This is a genomic window from Pseudomonas sp. GW823-FHT02E01 (assembly GCF_058797535.1).
This window is the reverse complement of the sequence record NZ_JBXAJS010000001.1, coordinates 185,833-205,356: the sequence shown is the minus strand read 5'-3', so window position 1 is coordinate 205,356 and position 19,524 is coordinate 185,833. Positions and strand designations below refer to the sequence as shown.

Annotated in this window: 19 protein-coding genes and 1 pseudogene; 14 read left to right on the top strand and 6 right to left on the bottom strand. The window is 60.2% G+C overall.

Annotation, left to right across the window (positions count from 1 at the left end; genetic code table 11):
* Window positions 1–291 precede the first annotated feature (291 nt).
* From AC1RDQ_RS00915 to katG, 3 genes are all read left to right on the top strand, one after another.
* On the top strand, window positions 292–2,349 hold the full coding sequence (locus AC1RDQ_RS00915; RefSeq protein ID WP_492585942.1) for a carbon starvation CstA family protein: 2,058 nt from the start codon (window positions 292–294) through the stop codon (window positions 2,347–2,349).
* Between the two features lie 2 nt (window positions 2,350–2,351).
* Entirely contained in the window at window positions 2,352–2,549 is a 198-nt protein-coding gene (locus tag AC1RDQ_RS00910) for a YbdD/YjiX family protein (protein ID WP_007976534.1), read from the top strand.
* 315 nt (window positions 2,550–2,864) lie between these two features.
* Complete coding sequence (gene katG / locus AC1RDQ_RS00905; RefSeq protein ID WP_223503062.1) at window positions 2,865–5,078, top strand: catalase/peroxidase HPI; 2,214 nt, start codon at window positions 2,865–2,867, stop codon at window positions 5,076–5,078.
* A 409-nt stretch (window positions 5,079–5,487) separates the two neighbouring features.
* On the opposite strand, the gene alr is transcribed toward katG, so the two are convergent.
* Window positions 5,488–6,717 carry an alanine racemase gene (gene alr, locus AC1RDQ_RS00900; protein ID WP_492585940.1) on the bottom strand — a complete coding sequence of 410 codons (1,230 nt, stop codon included), beginning with the start codon at window positions 6,715–6,717 and terminating at the stop codon, window positions 5,488–5,490.
* Between the two features lie 337 nt (window positions 6,718–7,054).
* Here alr and AC1RDQ_RS00895 point away from each other — a divergent pair, with 337 nt between their 5' ends.
* Together AC1RDQ_RS00895 and AC1RDQ_RS00890 are read left to right on the top strand one after the other, a co-directional pair.
* On the top strand, window positions 7,055–7,288 hold the full coding sequence (locus tag AC1RDQ_RS00895) for a hypothetical protein (protein ID WP_090456285.1): 234 nt from the start codon (window positions 7,055–7,057) through the stop codon (window positions 7,286–7,288).
* Window positions 7,272–7,439, top strand: a complete 168-nt coding sequence (locus AC1RDQ_RS00890) for a hypothetical protein (RefSeq protein ID WP_407516494.1) — start codon at window positions 7,272–7,274, stop codon at window positions 7,437–7,439. Before AC1RDQ_RS00895 ends, AC1RDQ_RS00890 begins: the two co-directional genes overlap by 17 nt.
* 71 nt (window positions 7,440–7,510) lie before the next feature.
* On the opposite strand, the gene AC1RDQ_RS00885 is transcribed toward AC1RDQ_RS00890, so the two are convergent.
* Window positions 7,511–7,924 (bottom strand): DoxX family protein, encoded by a 414-nt coding sequence (locus AC1RDQ_RS00885; RefSeq protein ID WP_218496475.1) that lies wholly within the window; start codon window positions 7,922–7,924, stop codon window positions 7,511–7,513.
* Between the two features lie 270 nt (window positions 7,925–8,194).
* Window positions 8,195–8,827, bottom strand: a complete 633-nt coding sequence (locus AC1RDQ_RS00880) for a cysteine hydrolase family protein (protein WP_090456283.1) — start codon at window positions 8,825–8,827, stop codon at window positions 8,195–8,197.
* Between the two features lie 99 nt (window positions 8,828–8,926).
* On the opposite strand from AC1RDQ_RS00880, the gene AC1RDQ_RS00875 reads away from it, so the two are divergent.
* Entirely contained in the window at window positions 8,927–9,442 is a 516-nt protein-coding gene (locus AC1RDQ_RS00875; RefSeq protein ID WP_492585938.1) for a winged helix-turn-helix transcriptional regulator, read from the top strand.
* 183 nt (window positions 9,443–9,625) lie between these two features.
* Window positions 9,626–10,078, top strand: a complete 453-nt coding sequence (locus tag AC1RDQ_RS00870) for a cupin domain-containing protein (RefSeq protein WP_090456280.1) — start codon at window positions 9,626–9,628, stop codon at window positions 10,076–10,078.
* A 173-nt stretch (window positions 10,079–10,251) separates the two neighbouring features.
* On the opposite strand, the gene AC1RDQ_RS00865 is transcribed toward AC1RDQ_RS00870, so the two are convergent.
* Both AC1RDQ_RS00865 and AC1RDQ_RS00860 read right to left on the bottom strand, forming a co-directional pair.
* Window positions 10,252–10,671 carry an organic hydroperoxide resistance protein gene (locus AC1RDQ_RS00865; RefSeq protein ID WP_349736731.1) on the bottom strand — a complete coding sequence of 140 codons (420 nt, stop codon included), beginning with the start codon at window positions 10,669–10,671 and terminating at the stop codon, window positions 10,252–10,254.
* 232 nt (window positions 10,672–10,903) lie between these two features.
* Window positions 10,904–11,788: a LysR family transcriptional regulator gene (locus AC1RDQ_RS00860; RefSeq protein WP_223531991.1), complete on the bottom strand. Its 885-nt coding sequence runs from the start codon at window positions 11,786–11,788 to the stop codon at window positions 10,904–10,906.
* A gap of 244 nt (window positions 11,789–12,032) precedes the next feature.
* Between AC1RDQ_RS00860 and AC1RDQ_RS00855 the strand changes: the two genes are divergently transcribed.
* The 7 genes from AC1RDQ_RS00855 (at window position 12,033) to AC1RDQ_RS00825 (ending at window position 19,014) form a co-directional block, all read left to right on the top strand.
* Window positions 12,033–13,451: an MFS transporter gene (locus AC1RDQ_RS00855; protein WP_492585936.1), complete on the top strand. Its 1,419-nt coding sequence runs from the start codon at window positions 12,033–12,035 to the stop codon at window positions 13,449–13,451.
* 157 nt (window positions 13,452–13,608) lie between these two features.
* Window positions 13,609–14,730: a pyridoxal phosphate-dependent aminotransferase gene (locus AC1RDQ_RS00850; RefSeq protein WP_492585934.1), complete on the top strand. Its 1,122-nt coding sequence runs from the start codon at window positions 13,609–13,611 to the stop codon at window positions 14,728–14,730.
* A 120-nt stretch (window positions 14,731–14,850) separates the two neighbouring features.
* The gene (locus tag AC1RDQ_RS00845) at window positions 14,851–15,612 is read left to right on the top strand and encodes an ATP-binding cassette domain-containing protein (protein WP_223473811.1); all 762 of its coding nucleotides are present in this window, start codon (window positions 14,851–14,853) and stop codon (window positions 15,610–15,612) included.
* Between the two features lie 27 nt (window positions 15,613–15,639).
* Complete coding sequence (locus tag AC1RDQ_RS00840; protein ID WP_090456270.1) at window positions 15,640–16,422, top strand: transporter substrate-binding domain-containing protein; 783 nt, start codon at window positions 15,640–15,642, stop codon at window positions 16,420–16,422.
* 170 nt (window positions 16,423–16,592) lie between these two features.
* The gene (locus tag AC1RDQ_RS00835) at window positions 16,593–17,306 is read left to right on the top strand and encodes an ABC transporter permease (RefSeq protein WP_057396652.1); all 714 of its coding nucleotides are present in this window, start codon (window positions 16,593–16,595) and stop codon (window positions 17,304–17,306) included.
* A gap of 5 nt (window positions 17,307–17,311) precedes the next feature.
* Complete coding sequence (locus AC1RDQ_RS00830; protein WP_154908666.1) at window positions 17,312–18,010, top strand: ABC transporter permease subunit; 699 nt, start codon at window positions 17,312–17,314, stop codon at window positions 18,008–18,010.
* A complete protein-coding gene (locus AC1RDQ_RS00825) occupies window positions 18,010–19,014 on the top strand; it encodes a DMT family transporter (RefSeq protein ID WP_489338722.1) in 1,005 nt (334 codons plus the stop codon). Before AC1RDQ_RS00830 ends, AC1RDQ_RS00825 begins: the two co-directional genes overlap by 1 nt.
* On the opposite strand, the pseudogene AC1RDQ_RS00820 reads toward AC1RDQ_RS00825, so the two are convergent.
* A pseudogene (locus tag AC1RDQ_RS00820) lies at window positions 18,970–19,455 on the bottom strand (TetR family transcriptional regulator C-terminal domain-containing protein); the annotation flags it as partial. The gene AC1RDQ_RS00825 and the pseudogene AC1RDQ_RS00820 overlap by 45 nt on opposite strands.
* Window positions 19,456–19,524: the final 69 nt, after the last annotated feature.

The window sequence follows — 19,524 nt, the reverse complement described above, 5'->3', positions numbered from 1 at the left end:
CTGTGGGAGCGAGCTTGCGCGCGATGAGGGCGGCACATTCAACATTGATGTGTCTGACAGCCCGCTATCGCGAGCAAGCTCGCTCCCACATTTGATCGGGGATGGCCCCCGGGTCCGGTGGTGAACCCACATGAGATCGGCGTCATCTACGTAGAACTACGTAGACGCCGCGTACGTAGTAACGCGGATTTATTTGTGGACGACATGCGCAGATATTGGGCCAGCTCCGCACTGCGGACACAATTATAAAAATTACCGCCGCAGTCACTGGCTGTCGGCAGGAGACACGCTATGCCCCGTCTGGCTAAACACCTCGCCTGGTTTGCCGTGGCTGTCCTGGGAGCGATTGCGCTGAGTGTCGTGGCCCTGCGCCGCGGCGAAGCGATCAACGCCCTGTGGATCGTAGTCGCAGCCGTCGCCATCTACCTCGTTGCCTACCGCTACTACAGCCTGTTCATCGCCAACAAAGTGATGCAACTCGACCCCAATCGAGCCACTCCGGCTGTGCTCAATAACGATGGTCTGGACTACGTGCCGACCAACAAACATGTCCTGTTCGGTCACCACTTCGCGGCCATTGCCGGTGCAGGTCCGCTGGTCGGCCCGGTGTTGGCGGCGCAGATGGGCTACCTGCCCGGCACGCTGTGGCTGATCGCCGGCGTGGTGCTGGCCGGTGCGGTGCAGGACTTCATGGTCCTGTTCATGTCCACCCGCCGCAACGGTCGTTCCCTGGGCGACATGGTCCGTGAAGAAATGGGCCGCATCCCCGGCACCATCGCACTGTTCGGCTGCTTCCTGATCATGATCATCATCCTCGCGGTGCTGGCGCTGATCGTGGTGAAGGCCCTGGCCGAAAGCCCTTGGGGCATTTTCACGGTAATGGCGACCATCCCGATCGCGATGTTCATGGGCATCTACATGCGCTACATCCGCCCGGGCCGCATCGGTGAAATCTCCATCATCGGTGTGCTGTTGCTGCTCGGTTCGATCTGGCTCGGGGGGCAGGTTGCCGCCGATCCTGTGTGGGCCAAGGCCTTTACCTTTACCGGTATCCAGATCACCTGGATGCTGATCGGCTACGGTTTTGTCGCGGCGGTACTGCCGGTGTGGCTGATCCTGGCACCCCGTGACTATCTCTCCACCTTCCTGAAAATCGGCACCATCGTCGCCCTGGCGATTGGCATCCTGGTGACCATGCCCGAGCTGAGAATGCCGGCCCTGACCCAGTTCGTCGACGGCACCGGTCCGGTTTGGAAGGGCGGTCTGTTCCCGTTCCTGTTCATCACCATCGCCTGTGGCGCGGTCTCCGGTTTCCACGCGCTGATTGCTTCCGGCACCACGCCCAAGCTGCTTGCCAGTGAGGGGCATGCCCGCTACATCGGTTACGGCGGCATGCTGATGGAGTCGTTCGTCGCGATCATGGCCATGGTTGCCGCGTCGGTGATCGATCCGGGTGTGTACTTCGCCATGAACAGCCCGGCCGCTGTAGTCGGTGCCGATGCGGTGACCGTTGCGCAAACCGTCAGCAGCTGGGGCTTCGCCATTACCCCGGAAGCCTTGCAAGCCGTAGCCCATGACATCGGTGAAACCACCATCCTGGCCCGTGCCGGTGGTGCGCCGACCCTGGCGGTCGGTATCGCGCAGATCCTGCACAGTGTTCTGCCGGGTGAAAACACCATGGCGTTCTGGTACCACTTCGCGATCCTGTTCGAAGCGCTGTTCATCCTCACCGCAGTGGATGCCGGTACCCGTGCCGGTCGCTTCATGCTCCAGGACTTGCTCGGCTCTTTCGTCCCGGCGCTCAAACGCACCGAATCCTGGACCGCCAACCTGGTGGCCACCGCCGGTTGCGTGGCCATGTGGGGTTATCTGCTGTACCAGGGCGTGATCGATCCACTGGGTGGCATCAACACCCTGTGGCCGCTGTTCGGTATCTCCAACCAGATGCTGGCCGGTATCGCGCTGATGCTCGGCACCGTGGTGCTGATCAAGATGAAGCGCCAGCGTTATGTGTGGGTGACCTTGCTGCCGGCCGTATGGCTGCTGATCTGCACCACGACAGCGGGCTTCATCAAGCTGTTCGACGCCAACCCGGCGATCGGCTTCCTGGCCCTGGCGAAGAAGTACAGCGATGCGCTGGCCAATGGACAGGTGCTGGCCCCGGCCAAGAGCATCGATCAGATGCAGCACGTGATCTTCAACGCCTACACCAACGCGACCCTGACTGCGCTGTTCCTGTTCGTGGTGTTCAGCATCCTGTTCTTTGCGCTCAAGGTCGGCATCGCTGCCTGGGGCACCAAGGAACGCACGGATAAAGAAGCGCCATATCAAGCGCTGCCGGATGCCTGATCATGTTCAATGACCTGAGTCGCCTCGGTAAATACCTCGGTCAGGCCGCGCGCCTGATGGTCGGCATGCCCGACTACGACAACTACGTCGAGCATATGCAGACCAAGCACCCGGACAAACCGGTGATGGACTACGAGGCGTTCTTCCGCGAGCGCCAGGAGGCCCGTTACGGCAGTAAAGCCGGACCGAAGTGCTGTTGAGTGACATAAAAAAAACCGGCTGAAAGGCCGGTTTTTTATTGAATACAGGAATGCCCCGATGACAACGTCCTTGCAGCCAATGCTGTTCATCCACTGTGCAACTCGTTACTGATTTGAACTGTTTATCAGCTATCTCCAAAGATGAAGCGACAGTTTCCCCGACCGGGACTTTAATGGAGGGTCTGGAGCGACTGATCGCGGGGCTGTCATAGCCTCAAGGCTATGGATCCCATACCGAAAAGCTATTTCATCAATCGGTGATCCGGAGCCACGCTCAAAGGTGGTTAGCTGAAAACAAAATCAAGAGGAGATGCCATGTCAACTGAATCGAAATGCCCGTTCAATCACGCCGCTGGCGGTGGCACGACGAACCGCGATTGGTGGCCGAACCAACTGAACCTGAAGATCTTGAGTCAACACTCGCCCAAGTCTGACCCGCTGGGAGGCGACTTCAACTACGCCGAAGCCTTCAAGAGCCTGGACTTCCAGGCGCTGAAAAACGACCTGACTGCGCTGATGACCGATTCCCAGGATTGGTGGCCAGCGGACTTCGGTCACTATGGGCCTTTCTTTATCCGCATGTCCTGGCACGCCGCAGGCACCTATCGCACCGGTGACGGCCGGGGTGGCGCCGGCTCCGGCCAGCAACGTTTTGCACCCCTCAACAGCTGGCCGGACAACGTCAGCCTCGACAAGGCCCGTCGGCTGCTCTGGCCGATCAAGCAAAAGTATGGCAACAAAATCTCCTGGGCCGACCTGATCGTCCTCGCCGGCAACGTCGCACTGGAATCCATGGGCTTCAAGACCTTTGGTTTTTCCGCTGGCCGCCCCGATGTCTGGGAACCGGACGAAGACGTCTACTGGGGGGCTGAAGGCAAGTGGCTGGGTGGCGACGTGCGTTATGGCAAGGATGCCGGGCAAAATCCCGTAGAGCGCACTCTGGAAACCCCCCTCGCAGCCGTGCAGATGGGCCTGATCTACGTAAACCCGGAGGGCCCTGAAGGCAACTCCGATCCGGTTTCCGCCGGGATAGATATCCGTGAAACCTTTGCGCGCATGGCAATGAACGATGAGGAAACCGTCGCGCTGATCGCGGGCGGTCACGCCTTCGGCAAAACCCACGGTGCGGGTCCCGTCGATCATGTCGGACCTGAGCCCGAAGCCGCCGGCCTCGAACTGCAGGGCCTGGGCTGGAAGAGCACGTTCGGTACCGGTAAAGGTGGCGACACCATCTCCAGCGGCCTGGAAGTCACCTGGACCACCACGCCAACCCAGTGGAGCAACAACTACCTGGAGAACCTGTTCGGTTACGAATGGGAACTGACCAAGAGCCCGGCGGGGGCAAACCAGTGGACGCCGAAAAACGGCGCTGGCGCCGGTACCATTCCGGATGCCTTTGACCCGTCCAGACGGCGCGATCCGACCATGCTGACCACGGACCTGTCACTACGCTTCGACCCGATCTATGAGCCGATTTCGCGGCGTTTCCTGGCCAATCCAGACCAGTTGGCCGACGCCTTCGCCCGTGCCTGGTACAAGCTGATTCACCGTGACATGGGTCCGCTCTCACGCTACTTCGGCCCGGAAATGCCGAACGAAGAACTGCTGTGGCAAGACCCGATCCCTGCCGTCGATCATCCGCTGGTCAATGACAGTGACGTGGCGGGCCTGAAAAGCAAGGTGCTGGCGTCCGGTCTGTCGGTCTCGCAGCTTGTATCTACAGCTTGGGCGGCGGCTTCCAGCTTCCGTGGCTCCGACAAGCGCGGCGGTGCCAACGGCGGGCGTCTGCGCCTGGCACCGCAAAAGTCCTGGGAGGCCAACCAGCCAGAGCAACTGGCCAATGTGCTGGCCAAACTTGAAGGCATCCAGAACGAGTTCAATAGCGCGCAAACCGATGGCAAGAAAATCTCCCTGGCCGACCTGATCGTGCTCGCTGGTGGCGCGGGTGTCGAACAGGCTGCGAAAAACGCCGGCCACAGTGTGACGGTGCCGTTCAGCCCGGGACGCATGGACGCCAGCCAGGAACAGACCGATGTCGAGTCCTTCGGTTTCCTTGAACCGATTGCCGACGGCTTCCGTAATTACCTGAAGCAACAGTACCGGGTGCCGGCCGAAAAATTGCTGATCGACAAGGCACAACTGCTGACGCTCAGTGCGCCGGAAATGACGGTATTGCTGGGTGGCTTGCGCGGGTTGGACATCAATGTCGGCCAGAGCAAACACGGTGTGTTCACCACGCGTCCGGAAGCCTTGACCAACGACTTCTTCACCAACCTGCTGGATATGGGCGTGGAGTGGAAGCCCGTGTCGGATGCCCAGCAAGAGTATGAAGGGCGTGATCGCAAAACCGGTGCAGTGAAGTGGACGGGGACGCGGGTTGACCTGGTCTTTGGTTCCAATGCGCAGTTGCGTGCGTTGGCTGAAGTCTATGCCTGCGCCGATGCGCAGCAGAAGTTCGTCAAGGACTTCGTCGCTGCGTGGACCAAAGTGATGAACCTGGACCGATTCGACTTAAACCGCACTGTCTAGAGGGGATGTTGTCATAACGCTGGTTGTTGATGTTTGGTGGGCTGGCATGGGTAGTTTTAATGTGGTTCCTGCAAGCTATGATCGATACACACACTCAACACAAAAACCCGGCCACCGTGCCGGGTTTTTTGTTGCCCGTTCATCTGCTCGAATGCACCCTGCAATCCACACAGCTTCAAACCAATACGACTTGCGCTGTGACAAGACGCCCGGTGGGATCGATCGGCGAGTCAAGTAAGTCGCGACACGTTTCGCGAATCGCAAGCGTCTGGCCAAGGCATGATGGTCACCTTCCGACAAGAGAAAGCGAGCTCTCTCCTGTCAGTCCCTTTCCTACATTGGAGCTTGTCAGCGCTCGGCAAAGCTGTGCCCGAATGATCGCGCCCTGTGATTTACGATAATGGCGGGATTACTTCTCGACCAGTATTTTCGGGTTGGCGCTGCCCCAGACGGTATAGAGGTCGGCCAGTAGCGCACCGTTGATCTCTTCGACTTCAGCCTGGCTGACTTCGCTTGCGCCTTGTTTGCCAAACAGCACTACTTCATCACCCGCCTTGACGTCGGGTGCATCCGTGACATCGACCATCACGGTGTTCATCGAAACCTTGCCCACCACCGGCACGCGATGACCATTGATCAACACCACGCCTTTATTGGTGAACACGCGGCGATAACCATCGGAGTAACCGACCGTGATGTTGGCCAGTTTCGAATCACGTGACAGGGTGAATGTACGGTCGTAACCCACGGTGTTTCCAGCGGGATAGCTATTGACCGAGGCCACATGCGACTTGAACTGCATCACGCGCCGATACTCAGTGCGCGAGATGACGGTATCGCCAAACAACGCGCCGCCCGTGCGCACCATGTCCAGGCGCGACTCGGGTACTTCCAGGGTGGCGAAGGAGTTGGCCGCGTGCAGGGTGATTTTCTTGCGATCGAGCTGGGCCACGTCCATCAGCCAGGCCGCTTGTTCGTTGAAGGTTGCCAGGCCCTTGCGTACGTCGTCCTTATCCTCCACGGCGAAGTGGGTCATGATCGCAACCACTTCGACATTTGGCAGTTTGGTGATCGCCAGCGCGTCTTGTTTACCCTGCTCGGTAGCCATTTCCACGCCGTTACGGCTCATGCCGCTTGAGTTGAGACCGATGTGCACCTGCAGTTTGCGACCGTGTTTATGTGCAAGATCGGCCGCTTGGCGGGCGAAATCGAGGTTGCCAACCAGTTCCTCGATGTTGTACTGCAGAGCATTTTCCAGCTCCCCCAGGGAGGCGGTGCGAACACGGATTAACTGGCCTTTAAAGCCGCTTTCGCGAACCACTCGCGCCTCTTCGTTACTGGCGACCGCCACACACGGTACACCCAGCGCGATCACTGAAGGCATCACCAACCCGATACCATGACCATAAGCGTCGGCTTTCAGTACCGCACAGAGTTCCGACTTGCCGGCGAGCTCGGCTTGCAGGGTACGGATATTGTGCTCTAACGCGGTCTTATTGATTTCTATCCAGGCATTACTGATTTGCGCAGTCAGCTCGGAGTTGCCGTTAGCGAGCGACAGCGGCGCCGCCGCCTGGGCATTGCTCTGTAAAAAAAACAGGCCGAGGGACAACGCTAGAACAGTACGGGTAAAGGGCATCTGAAACTCTCCATGTAATCGGTCTTTTTATTATTCCGGTGCCGATTATTGGAAGGCGATGTAAGTTGCCGTTGTACGCCGGGTTCGAAGATGTAAAAACATGTAAGGAATTTGTTCGCGCTCAGCTTGACCCCAAGCGATGGCATCAGGAAGGTTTGTTGCCGGAACGGTTACCGCACAACAGAAATTCATGTCGCGACATTGGAGAGGGCATGACCAACGTCACTCGCCTGCACGCTCAGGTGCAGACCAACATCATGGTGAAGTGAACTGTTCAATGCTGTGGATTCATCTGCCTGCACCAGCTACTTTGAGATTTCACGCAAGGAGTTCGGACATGGCAGATAAATATGTTGGAAAAATAGTTGGGGTTGGCACAGATAACCTGGAATACGTGATTAACATCTATCAGGACGAGACCATTGAGCGCTCGCCAAACGGCATGGTTCGACATGAAGGTCTGAAGCATTTCGAAATGCAATTTGGTGGTGCCGTGAATAAAATTTCCGAAACTGAGTACGAGATTGTCGCTACGGGAGTTAGGGTCACTGTGCATGATGGTGAAAGCTAAGAGGGTCGGCCTCTCATGCCTGACGGTGAATGAGTTCGGCTTCAGCATTGCCTGGTCATTCGCAACGGCTGGCTTCATCGGCGTGCTCGGCGTAGAGCAGGCTCGTCAGCTTGGCAAGCGCTGGGCTGAGCGAAAGGCAGACGAGAGCTAATTCGCGATACGTTTCGCGAATTAGCAAATTGTGTCGCGGATACCGGGAAGGCTCGAGTGATGTTCGCGAAGCTATCTGCCATCAATCGAATACTTGCCAGGACCAGTAATGCCCAGCAGCAGCAAGCCGCCCATGATACTGAGGTTCTTGAAATATTGGGTCATGTTGGCTGCGCGCTCTGGGTCAACCATAGTCCAAAAGTGATGTCCGATTAGAGCAGTACCGAGTACGAACAAGACGAAGAGAAATGCGAGTGGGCGGGTGTAGAAACCCACGACTATCGCTATAGCGACAAAGAACTCCATGACGACCGCAATCCCCGCAGCGACCATGGGCATGGGCACGCCGAGAGAGCTCATGTAAGTAGCGGTACCGTCAAAGTTGGTCAGTTTGCTCCAGCCGGAAATGATGAAAAGGATCATCAGAAGGATGCGCGCGAGCAGGATGATCTCGTTTCTCTGATTCTCGAACAGGTTGTATCTCATGACTACCTTCCTTTTGTGATGGGCAGTTTTATATTAGCTGCCGCCTGGAAGTTCGCCTGGGCACGACAACGCACTCTCTTCTGGTAGGACTCTGAAGGATTCCCATGACAACCAAGCAACCCGACTGGGAGGCAATTGAACGTGCCTACCGGGCCGGATTGCTTTCCACCCGTGAGATCGCATCTGCCCAGGGCATCACCCACGGTGCAATCAATAAGCGCGCCAAGCGTGATGGGTGGGAGCGAGACCTCAAGGTGCCGGTCAACTGCATCACTCACCTGCCTGTGCCAGCGCGGCAACCAGTTCATCGGTGGTCAGGATGGCGTGAGCGAAGGTCGGACCGTTCAGCTCATGGGCCGAATGCATCATCTCCGGCATGAAGGCCGCGGTCGCATCCCGCACCAGGGTGACGTGATAGCCGAGTTCCTGAGCGTAACGGGCGGTTGCCTCGATGCAGGTATTGGCCAGCAGGCCGACGATGATCACGTGGGTAATGCCCTTTTGCTTGAGGCGAAAATCGAGGTCTGTATTGGCAAAACCGCTGGAGCCCCAATGTTCCTGCACGACGATGTCACCGTCCTTCGGCGCGAAGTCGGGGTGCCATTCGCCGCCCCATTCACCCCGTGCGAAGTGATGCATATGCATGACCTTGCACTGGGTGGGGCTTGGGTGATCCCAGTTTTCATAGTCGCCTTTTTCCCAGCGGCGGTGCGGTACGATGACCACCGGGATGTTGAGCGCGCGAATGGTGCGATCAAGCGTGCGCAGGTTGTCGAGCAGGCCGACTTGCTTGGCCATTGGCTCGATCAAGGGGTAGATCTTTCCGCCCTCCGACAGAAAGTCGTTGTAGGGGTCGACCAGCAGATAGGCAGTCCGGTCAAGAGGGTAGGTGGCGTTGGGCATGACGGTTCTCCGCAAAACAATCCGTGGATGGTGAAGTGTAGTTGCTCAGGATTTACGTTGATATGATAATCATAGCAACTAGGAAAGAGGCAATGCCGCATGTCGGTGAAAACAACCGTTTCTGAAACCCTGTGTCCGATCTCCCGGGCCGAAGTCATCGTTGGCGACCGCTGGACGGTGCTGGTGTTGCGGGAGTTGTTCATGGGTAGCCATCGCTTTGATGACATCCAGGCGCAGACCGGCGCTACGCCGCAAATGGTCGCGGCGCGCTTGAAGAGCATGGAGGCCGACGGGCTCGTAGAGCGCCGCGCTTATAGTGAGCGGCCAAAACGCTACGAATATCACCTCACGGAAAAAGGCGACGCGTTCTACTCGGTGGTCCTGGCGTTGCGGGCGTGGGGTGAAACCTGGTGCAAGTCGCCCGAGGAAGGCCTGGCGGTGGTCTATACCCACCGCAGTTGCGGCGAGCCGGCCGGGCTCGGACCGATGTGCGTCCATTGCGGGCAGCCCTTGCGCCGCGCGGACCTGATCAGTGAGCCGAGTGCCGCCTATGTCGCCGAACGCAGCGCCCGGCGCGACGCTTTCAAGGGCAGTCGCGGGGCGGCGGGGGAATAAGACCAACGACGTGCCCGCAGCTGCGGGTTTGTATCCGCAGGTATCCGCAACGCCCGCCGTTACCGGGGCATACAAAACCGCCGTTTCCCGACACCCGGGCGATACACGGCGGCCTTCAAATGGAACCACCGGCACCGCGCCACTTTCGGCGCGGCCTGGCGTGGTTCAACTGGAGGAAAGACAATGTTGCGTATCCACACCCGTCACACCCTCGGCAAGCTTGGTCTGGCTCTGGCCGCCGCAGGGCTCGCTACTGTAGCGAGTCTCTCTCAAGCCCAGGAAACACAGCCGGCCCCGGCGATGAAAAGCTGGCAGCAGGGCCTGCATCGCACCGACCTGGTACGCGAAGACCTGGGCGCCGCCGATCGCGAAGTCCTTCAGGTGCTCGTGGACTTCGATCCGGGCGTGACTTCGCCCAAACATGCTCACCCTGGCGTAGAGGTGGCGCACGTGATCAGCGGTACCTTTGAGTATCAACTGGAAGGTCGGGCACCGGTGACGCTCAAGGCCGGTGATTCGTTGTACATCCCTGACGGCGTCGCCCATGTGGCGAAGAACGTGGGTGGAGGCAAGGCCTCGGAACTGGCGACCTACATCGTGAAGAAAGGCGAACCGCTGCTGATCCTGAAGGAGTAGTAGGAGCGAGCTTGCTCGCGATGGTCGTTAACGAAAACGCGCGCTTGCTGGCTATGCGCGGCGCTCTTGAGACCATCGCGAGCGAGCTCGCTCCTACACCTACAGCAATTGCGGTGCTCAAAAAGCCTGGCCTGACCGGTATCAAGACGTCAGGCCAGGCTTTTCTGCATCGGTCAAACCAGATTGATTTCGACGTCGATGTTGCCGCGGGTCGCTTTGGAGTACGGGCAAGTCTGATGCGCCATTTCCACCACCTTGCGTGCGATGGTCGGGTCCAGGCCCGGCAGGCTGACATTCAGACGGGCTCGAAGGAAGAAAGCGTTTTCGGACTTGCCCAGATCGATTTCGGCATCCACCGCAACGTCGTTCGGCAAGGCCACGTTCAGCGCGACGGATGCCTTGCCCATCGCCCCGATGAAACAAGCCGACCAACCCGCCGCCAGCAGTTGCTCAGGATTGGTGCCGGCACCTGAAGAGCCGGGAGGCGAAAGCTTGATGTCCAGACGTCCGTCGGTGCTGCGCGCCTGACCGTCGCGGCCGCCGGTGGTGTGGGTCTTGCCGGTGTACAGCACGGTATCGATTGCATTGATCATGGTGGTTTTTCCTGTCAGTGGGTCGCTGGAGTGCTCGGAAAACCTGCGCTTTCCGATGCGCCACACTTTTTCATTTCCATGTACTGCACATATGTCCTGAACCTGGCGGATTTGTATCGCTGTGTAAGGTGGCCGGGGGGAAGTACAGTTCGATACAAACCGCTTGAATGCCTTCGACTGGGGAGGGTGTGGCGGTCAAGCTTGGCGTTCCACACTCAGTGTCCCGGTGGTGTTATTGACTGCAAACCTCCCACACGCACCCGCGTAGCCAGCGATGGGCCGGGTCGGCGTCCATGCGCGGGTGCCACAGCATCGAAACCGTGATCGCCGGCGTGGGGAACGGCAGGGCAAAGCAATGCATTCCCTGGCACAGGTTGCCGACGTGCCGCTGCGGTACGCTGGCGACCAGGTCCGAAGCCCGCGCCAAAGCAATCGCCGAAGAGAAGCCAGCGACAATGGTGGCGATGTCGCGCGTCAGTCCCAGCTCATTCAAGGCATCGTCCATGACGCCTTTTTCGTGGCCCCGACGCGAGACTAGGATGTGCCGGGCGGCGGCATAACGAACCGCTGTCATCTCGCCTCGAGCCAGTGGATGACCCTTGCGCACCACGCCAATGAACCGGTCGCGAAACAGCATCCGGGTCCGCACTTCCGGGCTGGTCGATTCGCCGATCACACCGGTTTCCAGGTCCACCGAGCCGTCGCGCAGCAGGGTGCTGTCCTTGTTCAGCTTCTGCACGAAATTCAGGCGGACACCGGGTGCTTCCTGATGGAGGCGTGCGATCAGTGGTGGTCCGAAATTTTCCACGAAGCCATCGCTGGTGCGCAGGGTGAAGGTGCGCGCCAGTTGATTGAGATCCAGTGCCTCGGCGGGGCGCAGGACGGCTTCGGCGTCCTGCACGAGCGCGCCGACGCGTTCACGCAGCTCCAGCGCCCGGGGCGTGGGAACCAGTCCGCGACCGGCCCGCACCAGCAGCGGATCACCCGTGGTTTCGCGCAACCGCGCCAGCGCCCGGCTCATGGCTGAGGGGCTCAGGCGCAAACGCTGCGCGGCGCGGGCCACGCTGCCTTCTTCGAGCAACACGTTCAGGGTGATCAACAGATTCAGATCTGGCATCGAATCAATTCCTGTGGGAGCGAGCCCTGTGGCGAGGGGGCTTGCCCCCGTTGGGTTGCGAAGCAGCCCCAAAATCTCTGATGCACCAAAGATCTTGTGAGTGCTACGCACTCAAACGGGGGCAAGCCCCCTCGCCACAGGGCTCGCTCCCACATTTTTGAGTGTGGCGTTGTATGCACGTATAAAGTGCAAATGCTGCGTCTTCCACCATGTTAGGTGCGGGCTTAGGCTCGAGACAACCTATTTGCGGAGTCGCGAGAAAATGAAGTCCATATCGATTCGGGGCGCCTTGGCCAGCCTGTCGTTATCCATGTTGCTGTCGTCCCTGGGCACCAGCATTGCCAACGTTGGTTTACCGACACTGGCCGCAGCGTTCTCGGCCTCCTTCCAGCAAGTGCAATGGGTGGTGCTCGCTTACCTGCTGGCGATCACGGCGTTGATCGTCAGTGTCGGGCGGCTCGGCGACATCATTGGCCGTCGGCGATTGCTGCTGATCGGCATTGCGGTGTTCACCGTCGCCTCGTTCCTGTGCGCCCTGGCGGCCAGTCTGTGGTTGCTGATTGCCGCAAGGGCCTTACAGGGCATCGGCGCGGCCATCATGATGGCGTTGACCATGGCGCTGGTGAGCGAGGCAGTGCCCAAGGCAAAAATGGGCAGCGCGATGGGCCTGCTCGGCACCATGTCGGCGATTGGCACATCGCTCGGCCCGACCCTCGGCGGTTTTTTGATTGCCAATCTGGGGTGGCAGGCGATTTTTCTGGTCAATGTGCCGTTGGGTGTTTTGGCGATTGGGCTCGCGCATCGTTTTTTACCGAAAGATTGCCGTGAGAGGAGGGCGGATCGAGCGGGTTTCGATGTCCTCGGCACCCTGGTACTGGTCTTGACACTGCTGGCCTATGCGCTGGCGATGACCCTCGGGCGTGGCGGTTTTGGTCCGCTGAACACGGCACTGTTGCTGGTGGCGATGGTTGGGGCGGGCGTGTTTGTGTTCGTCGAGCGCACAGCCGAGTCACCGCTGGTTCGAATGACGATATTCCGCAATCCGCAGCTGAGCGCAGGTTTCGCCATGAGCGTGCTGGTGACGACCGTGGTCATGACCACCCTGGTGGTGGGGCCGTTTTATCTCTCCGGCGCACTGGCGTTGAATGCAGCGAGCGTTGGCCTGGTGATGTCGGCGGGGCCGCTGGTCGCCGCATTGGCCGGGGTTCCGGCGGGTCGATGGGTCGACGGATTGGGCGCGCATCGATCCAGCATGCTCGGATTGATTGCCATGTTGACCGGCGCTTGCATCCTGCCCGCCGTGCCGACGGGCTTTGGTGCGCTCGGCTACATCGTGCCACTGGCGGTCATTACCGCCGGTTACGCGCTGTTCCAGGCGGCCAACAATACCGACGTCATGTCGAATATTGCGACGCCGCAGCGTGGCGTGGTGTCCGGTTTGCTCGGGTTGTCGCGCAATCTTGGCCTGATCACCGGCGCTAGCGTGATGGGCGCAGTGTTCGCCTTCGGTTCGGCCAGCAACGATGTTTTGCAAGCGCAACCCGAAGCCATCGCACAGGGAATGCGGCTGACGTTCGTGGTCGCCGCCGGGCTGATCCTCGTCGCCCTGGCGATTGGCGCAGTCAGCAAAATCGTTTCACGTCGCCTGATCGCGCCGTGCTGAAAAACGGCGCGACTGTCGTGAAAACGACCTGTTTGCGCTGAACGCGAAGCCTCGCGAGTTTTCTGTTGAACGAGTGTTCAGTCTGGACTATGTTGAGGGCCACCTTCCCCCGGCTGGTTGCGGGCTTGCGTTTCTTCAATTCGAACGAGGCACTGGCATGCGGTTTTCACCCTTTGTTGAACGGATCAGTGGCCAAGGCGTTGCCGCCTGGGATATCCACTACGCGGCCAACGCTGCGCAGCGCAATGGCGAGGACGTGATCATCCTCAGCGTCGGCGACCCGGATTTCCCCACTCCCGATTTCATTACCGATGCCGCCATCCACGCCCTGCGCGAAGGGGATACCCACTACACCGAAATCGCCGGTCGCCAGGCTCTGCGCGAGGCCATTGCCGGCCGCTACAGCCAATTGATCGACCGCGAACTGCAGGCGACCAACGTCATTCTCACGGCAGGTGCGCAGAATGCCTTGTTCGCCACCTCGATGTGCCTGCTCGGTGCCGGCGACGAAGTGATTGCCTTCGATCCGATGTACGTCACCTACGAAGCGACCCTCAAGGCGTCCGGCGCCACGCTGGTGCGGGTGCCTTGTGCGGCGGACTCGGGTTTCCGCCTCGATGCCGCCGTGTTGGCCAAGGCCATTACCCCGCGCACCCGGGCGATTTTCTTCTCCAACCCGAACAACCCCACCGGCGTGGTGCTGGGTCGTGAAGAACTGCAAGCCATCGCCGACCTCGCCATTGCCCATGACCTGTGGGTGGTGGTGGACGAGGTCTACGAGAGCCTCGCCTATGAGCGTGAACACCTCAGCCTGGCAGCGTTGCCGGGCATGGCCGAGCGCTGCGTGGTGATCGGCAGCCTGTCCAAATCCCATGCCATGACCGGTTGGCGCATCGGCTGGGTCGTGGCCAATCAAGCCCTGGTCAACCATGTCGAAACCCTGGTGTTGAGCATGCTGTACGGCTTGCCCGGTTTCGTCATGGAAGCGGCGCTCAAGGCTGTGCAGTCCCATGACGAAGTCACCCACGGCATGCGCGAGATCTATCGTCGGCGCCGCGATCTGGTGGTGTCCGGCCTGGCCGATTGCCCGGGTATCAGCGTGCTCAACCCCGATGCCGGCATGTTCGTGCTGGTGGATGTGCGCGGCACCGGCCTGACCTCGCTGGAATTCGCCTGGCGCCTGCTGCGCGAAGCCGGTGTTTCGGTACTGGATGCCGCGGCATTCGGTGAGCCGGCCCAAGGGTTTGTGCGGCTTTCATTCACCCTGAGTGATGAGTGACTGGCCCAGGCCTGCCAGCGCATTCGCGGCTTTGTCCAGGTACTCAATGGTGAAGCGCCCAGGCCGGTGATCGGCACGGTGACCAGCACCGCGACCGTCGAACCGGCCGCGGCCAGGACCATGATCGAGGTCGATGGCCTGCACAAACGCTTCGGCAATATCGAAGTGCTCAAGGGGGTTTCCCTGACTGCCCGCGAGGGCGAAGTGATCTCCCTGATCGGTGCCAGCGGCTCGGGCAAAAGTACCTTGCTGCGCTGCATCAACATGCTCGAAGTGCCGGACCAGGGCCGCATCCTGGTCGATGGCGAAAGCATTCACCTTAACCAGAATCGCCCCGGCGCACCGCTGGTGTCGGATGCTAAACAGCTTGTGCGCATCCGTTCCAGCCTGGGCATGGTGTTCCAGAACTTCAACCTCTGGCCCCATCGCACGGTGCTGGAAAACCTCATCGAAGCGCCGACCCAGGTCCTGCGTGAAAGCCGTGCGGAGGCCACTGAACGGGCCGAAGCCCTGCTCGAACGCGTCGGGCTGGCGGCCAAGCGCAACGAGTACCCGGCGTTTCTCTCCGGGGGACAGCAACAACGGGTGGCCATCGCCCGGGCCCTGGCCATGCGGCCCAAGGTCATGCTGTTCGATGAACCCACCTCGGCACTCGACCCGGAACTGGTCGGGGAAGTGCTGCGGGTGATCCGCTCCCTCGCCGAAGAAGGCCGGACCATGATCCTGGTGACTCATGAAATGGCTTTCGCACGCGATGTCTCTTCCAAAGTCGCCTTTTTGCACCAAGGGCTGATCGAGGAAACCGGTTCGCCGGACGAAGTGTTCGTACACCCACGCAGCGAGCGTTGCCGACAATTCGTCAACGCTCATCAGACTCGCTAACTCATCATAAAAAGACGGGAAAACAACATGGGAAATCGACGTTTTGCAAACTGGTTGACCGGTGCGGCCTGCGTATTGCTGGCCGGCATGAGCGCGGCCCAAGCGCAACCGATCAGGTTCGCGGTGGCAGCCGAACCCTATCCGCCATACACCGAAAAACAGGCCAATGGTGAGTGGAAGGGCTTTGAAGTCGACCTGATCCACAAGCTGTGCAGCGAAATGAAAGCCGATTGCGAAATCAAGGAAGTGGCGTGGGACGGCATCATTCCGTCGCTGCTGGCGAAGAAGATCGACGTGATCTTTTCCTCGATGTCGGTGACCGAAGAACGGGAAAAACAGATCGCCTTCAGCAAGGCCTACTACGATTCGGCGATTGCCGTCGTCGGCCCGAAAGAGGCTTCGGTGAAGAAGTACCCGGATGACCTCAAGGGCAAGATCATCGGTGTGCAGAACTCGACCGTGAGCGCCAGCTACCTGAAGACCTACTACGAAAAAATTGCCGACGTTAAGTACTACGACACCCAGGACTCGGCCAACGCCGACCTGATTGCCGGGCGCATCGACCTGATGATGGCCGACGGCACCGCCATGGCCGCATTCATCAAGACCCCGGATGCCAAGGACCTGGCCTACCTCGGCACCGTGCCTTATGACCCGATCTTCGGCAAAGGCGTGGGTGCCGGCCTGCGCAAGGACGACACCGAACTCAAGGCCAAACTGGACAAGGCCATCCAGGAGCTGCTGGCGAGCAAGGACTACGACGACCTCTCCCAAAGCTACTTCGGCACCAGCGTGAAGCCTGCGTTCTGACAGCCAGGTCGAACGCGAACCCTTGGAAAACGCAAATCCTTGTGGGAGCGAGCTTGCTCGCGATGAGGGCATGACAGTCAACATCCAAGTTGACTGAACCACCGCTATCGCGAGCAAGCTCGCTCCCACAGGGTCTGGCGGTGCTTTCTAACCGCCAACTGGAGACTGAAATGCCGGCAATGTTCGATCTGATCAATTTCACTGAGCAGGGATGGGGCAGTGCGCTGTTGAAGGGGCTCTGGATGACCCTGCAGATTTCCGCCGGGGCCTTTGTCCTCGGGCTGGCTATCGGACTGGTGGTGGCGTGTCTCAAGCTCGGCGCGCCAAAGCCGATTGCAGCGCTGATGCGCGGCTACACCACGTTGTTCCGGGCGGTTCCGGAATTGCTGCTGATTCTGCTGCTGTACTACGTCGGCTCCATGCTCCTCAATTCGCTGATGACCCGACTCGGCTACGGCGTGGTCAATGTCAGCGGCCCGCTGGCGGCCATCGTGGTGCTGGGGCTGGTGCAGGGCGCCTATGCCTCGGAGATTTTCCGCGCGGCGATCCAGGCGATTCCCTTCGGCCAGATCGAAGCGGCCAAGGCGTTCGGCCTCAACGGTTTTGGGCTGTTTCGCCGGGTTACGCTGCCGATCATGGCGCCGTATGCGATGGCCGGGATGGCCAACCTGTGGATCAACCTGATCAAGGACAGTGCGCTGATCAGCGTGGTCGGCACCAATGAGCTGCTGTACACCGCCAAGCAAGGCGCGGGGTCGACGCGCCACTATCTGTTGTTCTACCTCACGGCTGCCGCGTTGTATTACGCGGTGACGCTGGCGTCGAACTATCTGTCGGGTCGGCTTGAGCGACGTATTCGTCGCTGGATGCCTTTGGCTGAGTGAATGAAATGATTCCAGCGTGGATAGTTGAATACGCGGCACTGTTGGGCCGGGGGCTGCAAACCACCCTCGTCATTCTGTTGGTATCGAGTGTGTTCGGTTACCTGCTGGCGGTGCTGGTGGCGCTGGCACGGATTTCGAAAAACAAGGTGATCGCCAAGGTCAGCCTGTTCTACACCAGCGTGACGCGCGGCACGCCGTTGCTGATCCAGATCTACATCTACTACTACGGGCTGGGCAGCCTGTTTGCCCAGTTCCCGCTGATTCGTGGCAGCTTTCTCTGGCCGTACCTGCGTGATGGCTACTGGTACATCGTGTTCGCCCTGGTGGTGTCGATGGGGGCCTATGTCGGCGAAGTGATTCGCGGTGGCCTGCTGGCGGTGCCCAAGGGTGAGATGGAAGCCGCCTCGGCCTTTGGCATGACGGCGCGCCAGTCGTTGTTGCGAGTGCGCTTGCCCCGAGCCCTGCGCCTGCTGTTGCCGACCCTGGCCGGGGAAACCGTGATGCTGCTCAAGTCCACGGCACTGGCCTCGACCATCGCCGTGATCGACCTGCTCGGCGCCGCCAACGTGGTCCGCGCGCAGACCCTGCAGGTGTACGAACCCTTGTTGTTGGTGGCCGCCGTCTACGTCTGCCTGACGTTCCTGATCGAGGCGCTGTTTGCCTTTGCCGAACGGCGCGGGACGCCCGTGCGCAGGTCAGCCTGATGAGTTCGCCAACGGTTGACCGCTCGCTGCAGGGCATTGGCCTGTGCACCCTGGGCTACGCGTTCCTGGCCTTGCAGGACGCGGTCATCAAATGGCTGGTGGCCGATTATTCAGTGGTGACCATCCTGTTCTGGCGCAGCCTGGTGGTGGTCGCCGCGGTGTTGCTGGCGGGGCGCCTGCGCCTGATCCAGCGGGCGTGGCGTTCACCGAGCCGGCGCTTGCTGGTGGTGCGCGGTTTGCTGTCGATCGTCGCCTGGGTGCTGTACTACACGGCGGCCAGGGACCTGACCCTGGCCGAGATGACCACCCTGTATTTTTCCGCGCCGATCATGGTCACGGTGCTGGCCGCGGTGATCCTCAAGGAGCGCGCCAGCGGTTGGCAGTGGTTCAGCCTGATCATCGGTTTTGTCGGGGTGGTCATTGCCTGTCGCCCCGACAACATGACCGATCCGTTGCCGATCGTCCTGACCCTGCTGGCGGCGATGTGCTGGGCGTTTACCTATATCCAGCTGCGTCAGGTGGATGAGCAGACATCAGTGCTGGAGCAGATGCTGATCACCAACGTGGTGTTCGTGATTTGCATGGCGGTTGCCCTGCCGTGGACCCACACGCCATCACCGACGCCCGCCTGGCTGGGCATGCTCGGCGCCGGCCTGGTGGGTGGCATCGGCCAGTTCCTGTTGTTCGCCAGTTTCCGCCGCGCCACCGCGACCCTGCTCGCGCCGTTCGAATACACCGGGCTGATCTGGGCGTTCGCGCTGTCGAGCCTGGTCTGGGGCACGCTGATGGACATGTCGCTGATGATCGGCGCCGGGCTGATCGCCGTCAGCGGCACCCTGGCGATGATCTTCGGCCGGCATTCTTCACAGGATGTCGTCGGTGCTGAATGCTCCGTGACGCAGCCCCTTTATCCAGCAACGGCAGATGTGGAGTCCGTTGGCGGCGCTGAAGGTCTCGGGGTTCAGGCACCACTCGAGCCAGAGCCCGTCGAGCATCGCCGATAAGCCGATGGCGGCCAGGCGGGTGTCGTGAATCACGAAGCCTTCGCTGGCGGCCAGCCCGTCGAGCAACTGGCGGATCAGGTCGAGGTAGGCGCGGTAACTTTTTTCGTGGGACTGGCTGACGTGTTCGGAGTGACGGATCAGGCTCCAGAACACCACCCACACGCCGAGCAGTTTCGGGTCCATGACCCTGGGCGAGAACGAGCCTTCCAGGAAGGCATCGATCTTTTGCGCGGGTGTCTGGGCCTGCTCGATTTCCTGGAGCAGGGCAGTGGTCAGTTCGCTAGCGAGCCGCTGATAGGTGTCGGCGATCAGCGCCTCGATGCTGCCGAAATGGTGGTTGAGCAACCCCACGGACACGCCGGCTTCGGTGGCAATGCGCCGTACGGAAATCCCGGCATGACCGTCGCGGCCCAGGCAACGCAGAGTGGCGGCCACCAGCATTTCGCGACGGTCATCGGGTTCGGCGCGGCGGTTTTTCGGGGCATCGGTTGTCACAGGGTTGTCCTTGGG

Excerpts from the sequence above, each read along its gene's own strand:
- AC1RDQ_RS00875 (WP_492585938.1), top strand. The coding sequence starts at position 8,927 with ATGTCGGTGAAAACAACCGTTTCTGAAACCCTGTGTCCGATCTCCCGG.
- AC1RDQ_RS00865 (WP_349736731.1), bottom strand. The coding sequence starts at position 10,671 with ATGATCAATGCAATCGATACCGTGCTGTACACCGGCAAGACCCACACC.
- AC1RDQ_RS00915 (WP_492585942.1), top strand. The coding sequence starts at position 292 with ATGCCCCGTCTGGCTAAACACCTCGCCTGGTTTGCCGTGGCTGTCCTG.
- AC1RDQ_RS00895 (WP_090456285.1), top strand. The coding sequence starts at position 7,055 with ATGGCAGATAAATATGTTGGAAAAATAGTTGGGGTTGGCACAGATAAC.
- AC1RDQ_RS00885 (WP_218496475.1), bottom strand. The coding sequence starts at position 7,924 with ATGAGATACAACCTGTTCGAGAATCAGAGAAACGAGATCATCCTGCTC.
- katG (WP_223503062.1), top strand. The coding sequence starts at position 2,865 with ATGTCAACTGAATCGAAATGCCCGTTCAATCACGCCGCTGGCGGTGGC.
- AC1RDQ_RS00835 (WP_057396652.1), top strand. The coding sequence starts at position 16,593 with ATGCCGGCAATGTTCGATCTGATCAATTTCACTGAGCAGGGATGGGGC.
- AC1RDQ_RS00830 (WP_154908666.1), top strand. The coding sequence starts at position 17,312 with ATGATTCCAGCGTGGATAGTTGAATACGCGGCACTGTTGGGCCGGGGG.
- AC1RDQ_RS00825 (WP_489338722.1), top strand. The coding sequence starts at position 18,010 with ATGAGTTCGCCAACGGTTGACCGCTCGCTGCAGGGCATTGGCCTGTGC.
- AC1RDQ_RS00845 (WP_223473811.1), top strand. The coding sequence starts at position 14,851 with ATGATCGAGGTCGATGGCCTGCACAAACGCTTCGGCAATATCGAAGTG.
- AC1RDQ_RS00910 (WP_007976534.1), top strand. The coding sequence starts at position 2,352 with ATGTTCAATGACCTGAGTCGCCTCGGTAAATACCTCGGTCAGGCCGCG.
- alr (WP_492585940.1), bottom strand. The coding sequence starts at position 6,717 with ATGCCCTTTACCCGTACTGTTCTAGCGTTGTCCCTCGGCCTGTTTTTT.
- AC1RDQ_RS00850 (WP_492585934.1), top strand. The coding sequence starts at position 13,609 with ATGCGGTTTTCACCCTTTGTTGAACGGATCAGTGGCCAAGGCGTTGCC.
- AC1RDQ_RS00890 (WP_407516494.1), top strand. The coding sequence starts at position 7,272 with ATGATGGTGAAAGCTAAGAGGGTCGGCCTCTCATGCCTGACGGTGAAT.
- AC1RDQ_RS00870 (WP_090456280.1), top strand. The coding sequence starts at position 9,626 with ATGTTGCGTATCCACACCCGTCACACCCTCGGCAAGCTTGGTCTGGCT.
- AC1RDQ_RS00860 (WP_223531991.1), bottom strand. The coding sequence starts at position 11,788 with ATGCCAGATCTGAATCTGTTGATCACCCTGAACGTGTTGCTCGAAGAA.
- AC1RDQ_RS00880 (WP_090456283.1), bottom strand. The coding sequence starts at position 8,827 with ATGCCCAACGCCACCTACCCTCTTGACCGGACTGCCTATCTGCTGGTC.
- AC1RDQ_RS00840 (WP_090456270.1), top strand. The coding sequence starts at position 15,640 with ATGGGAAATCGACGTTTTGCAAACTGGTTGACCGGTGCGGCCTGCGTA.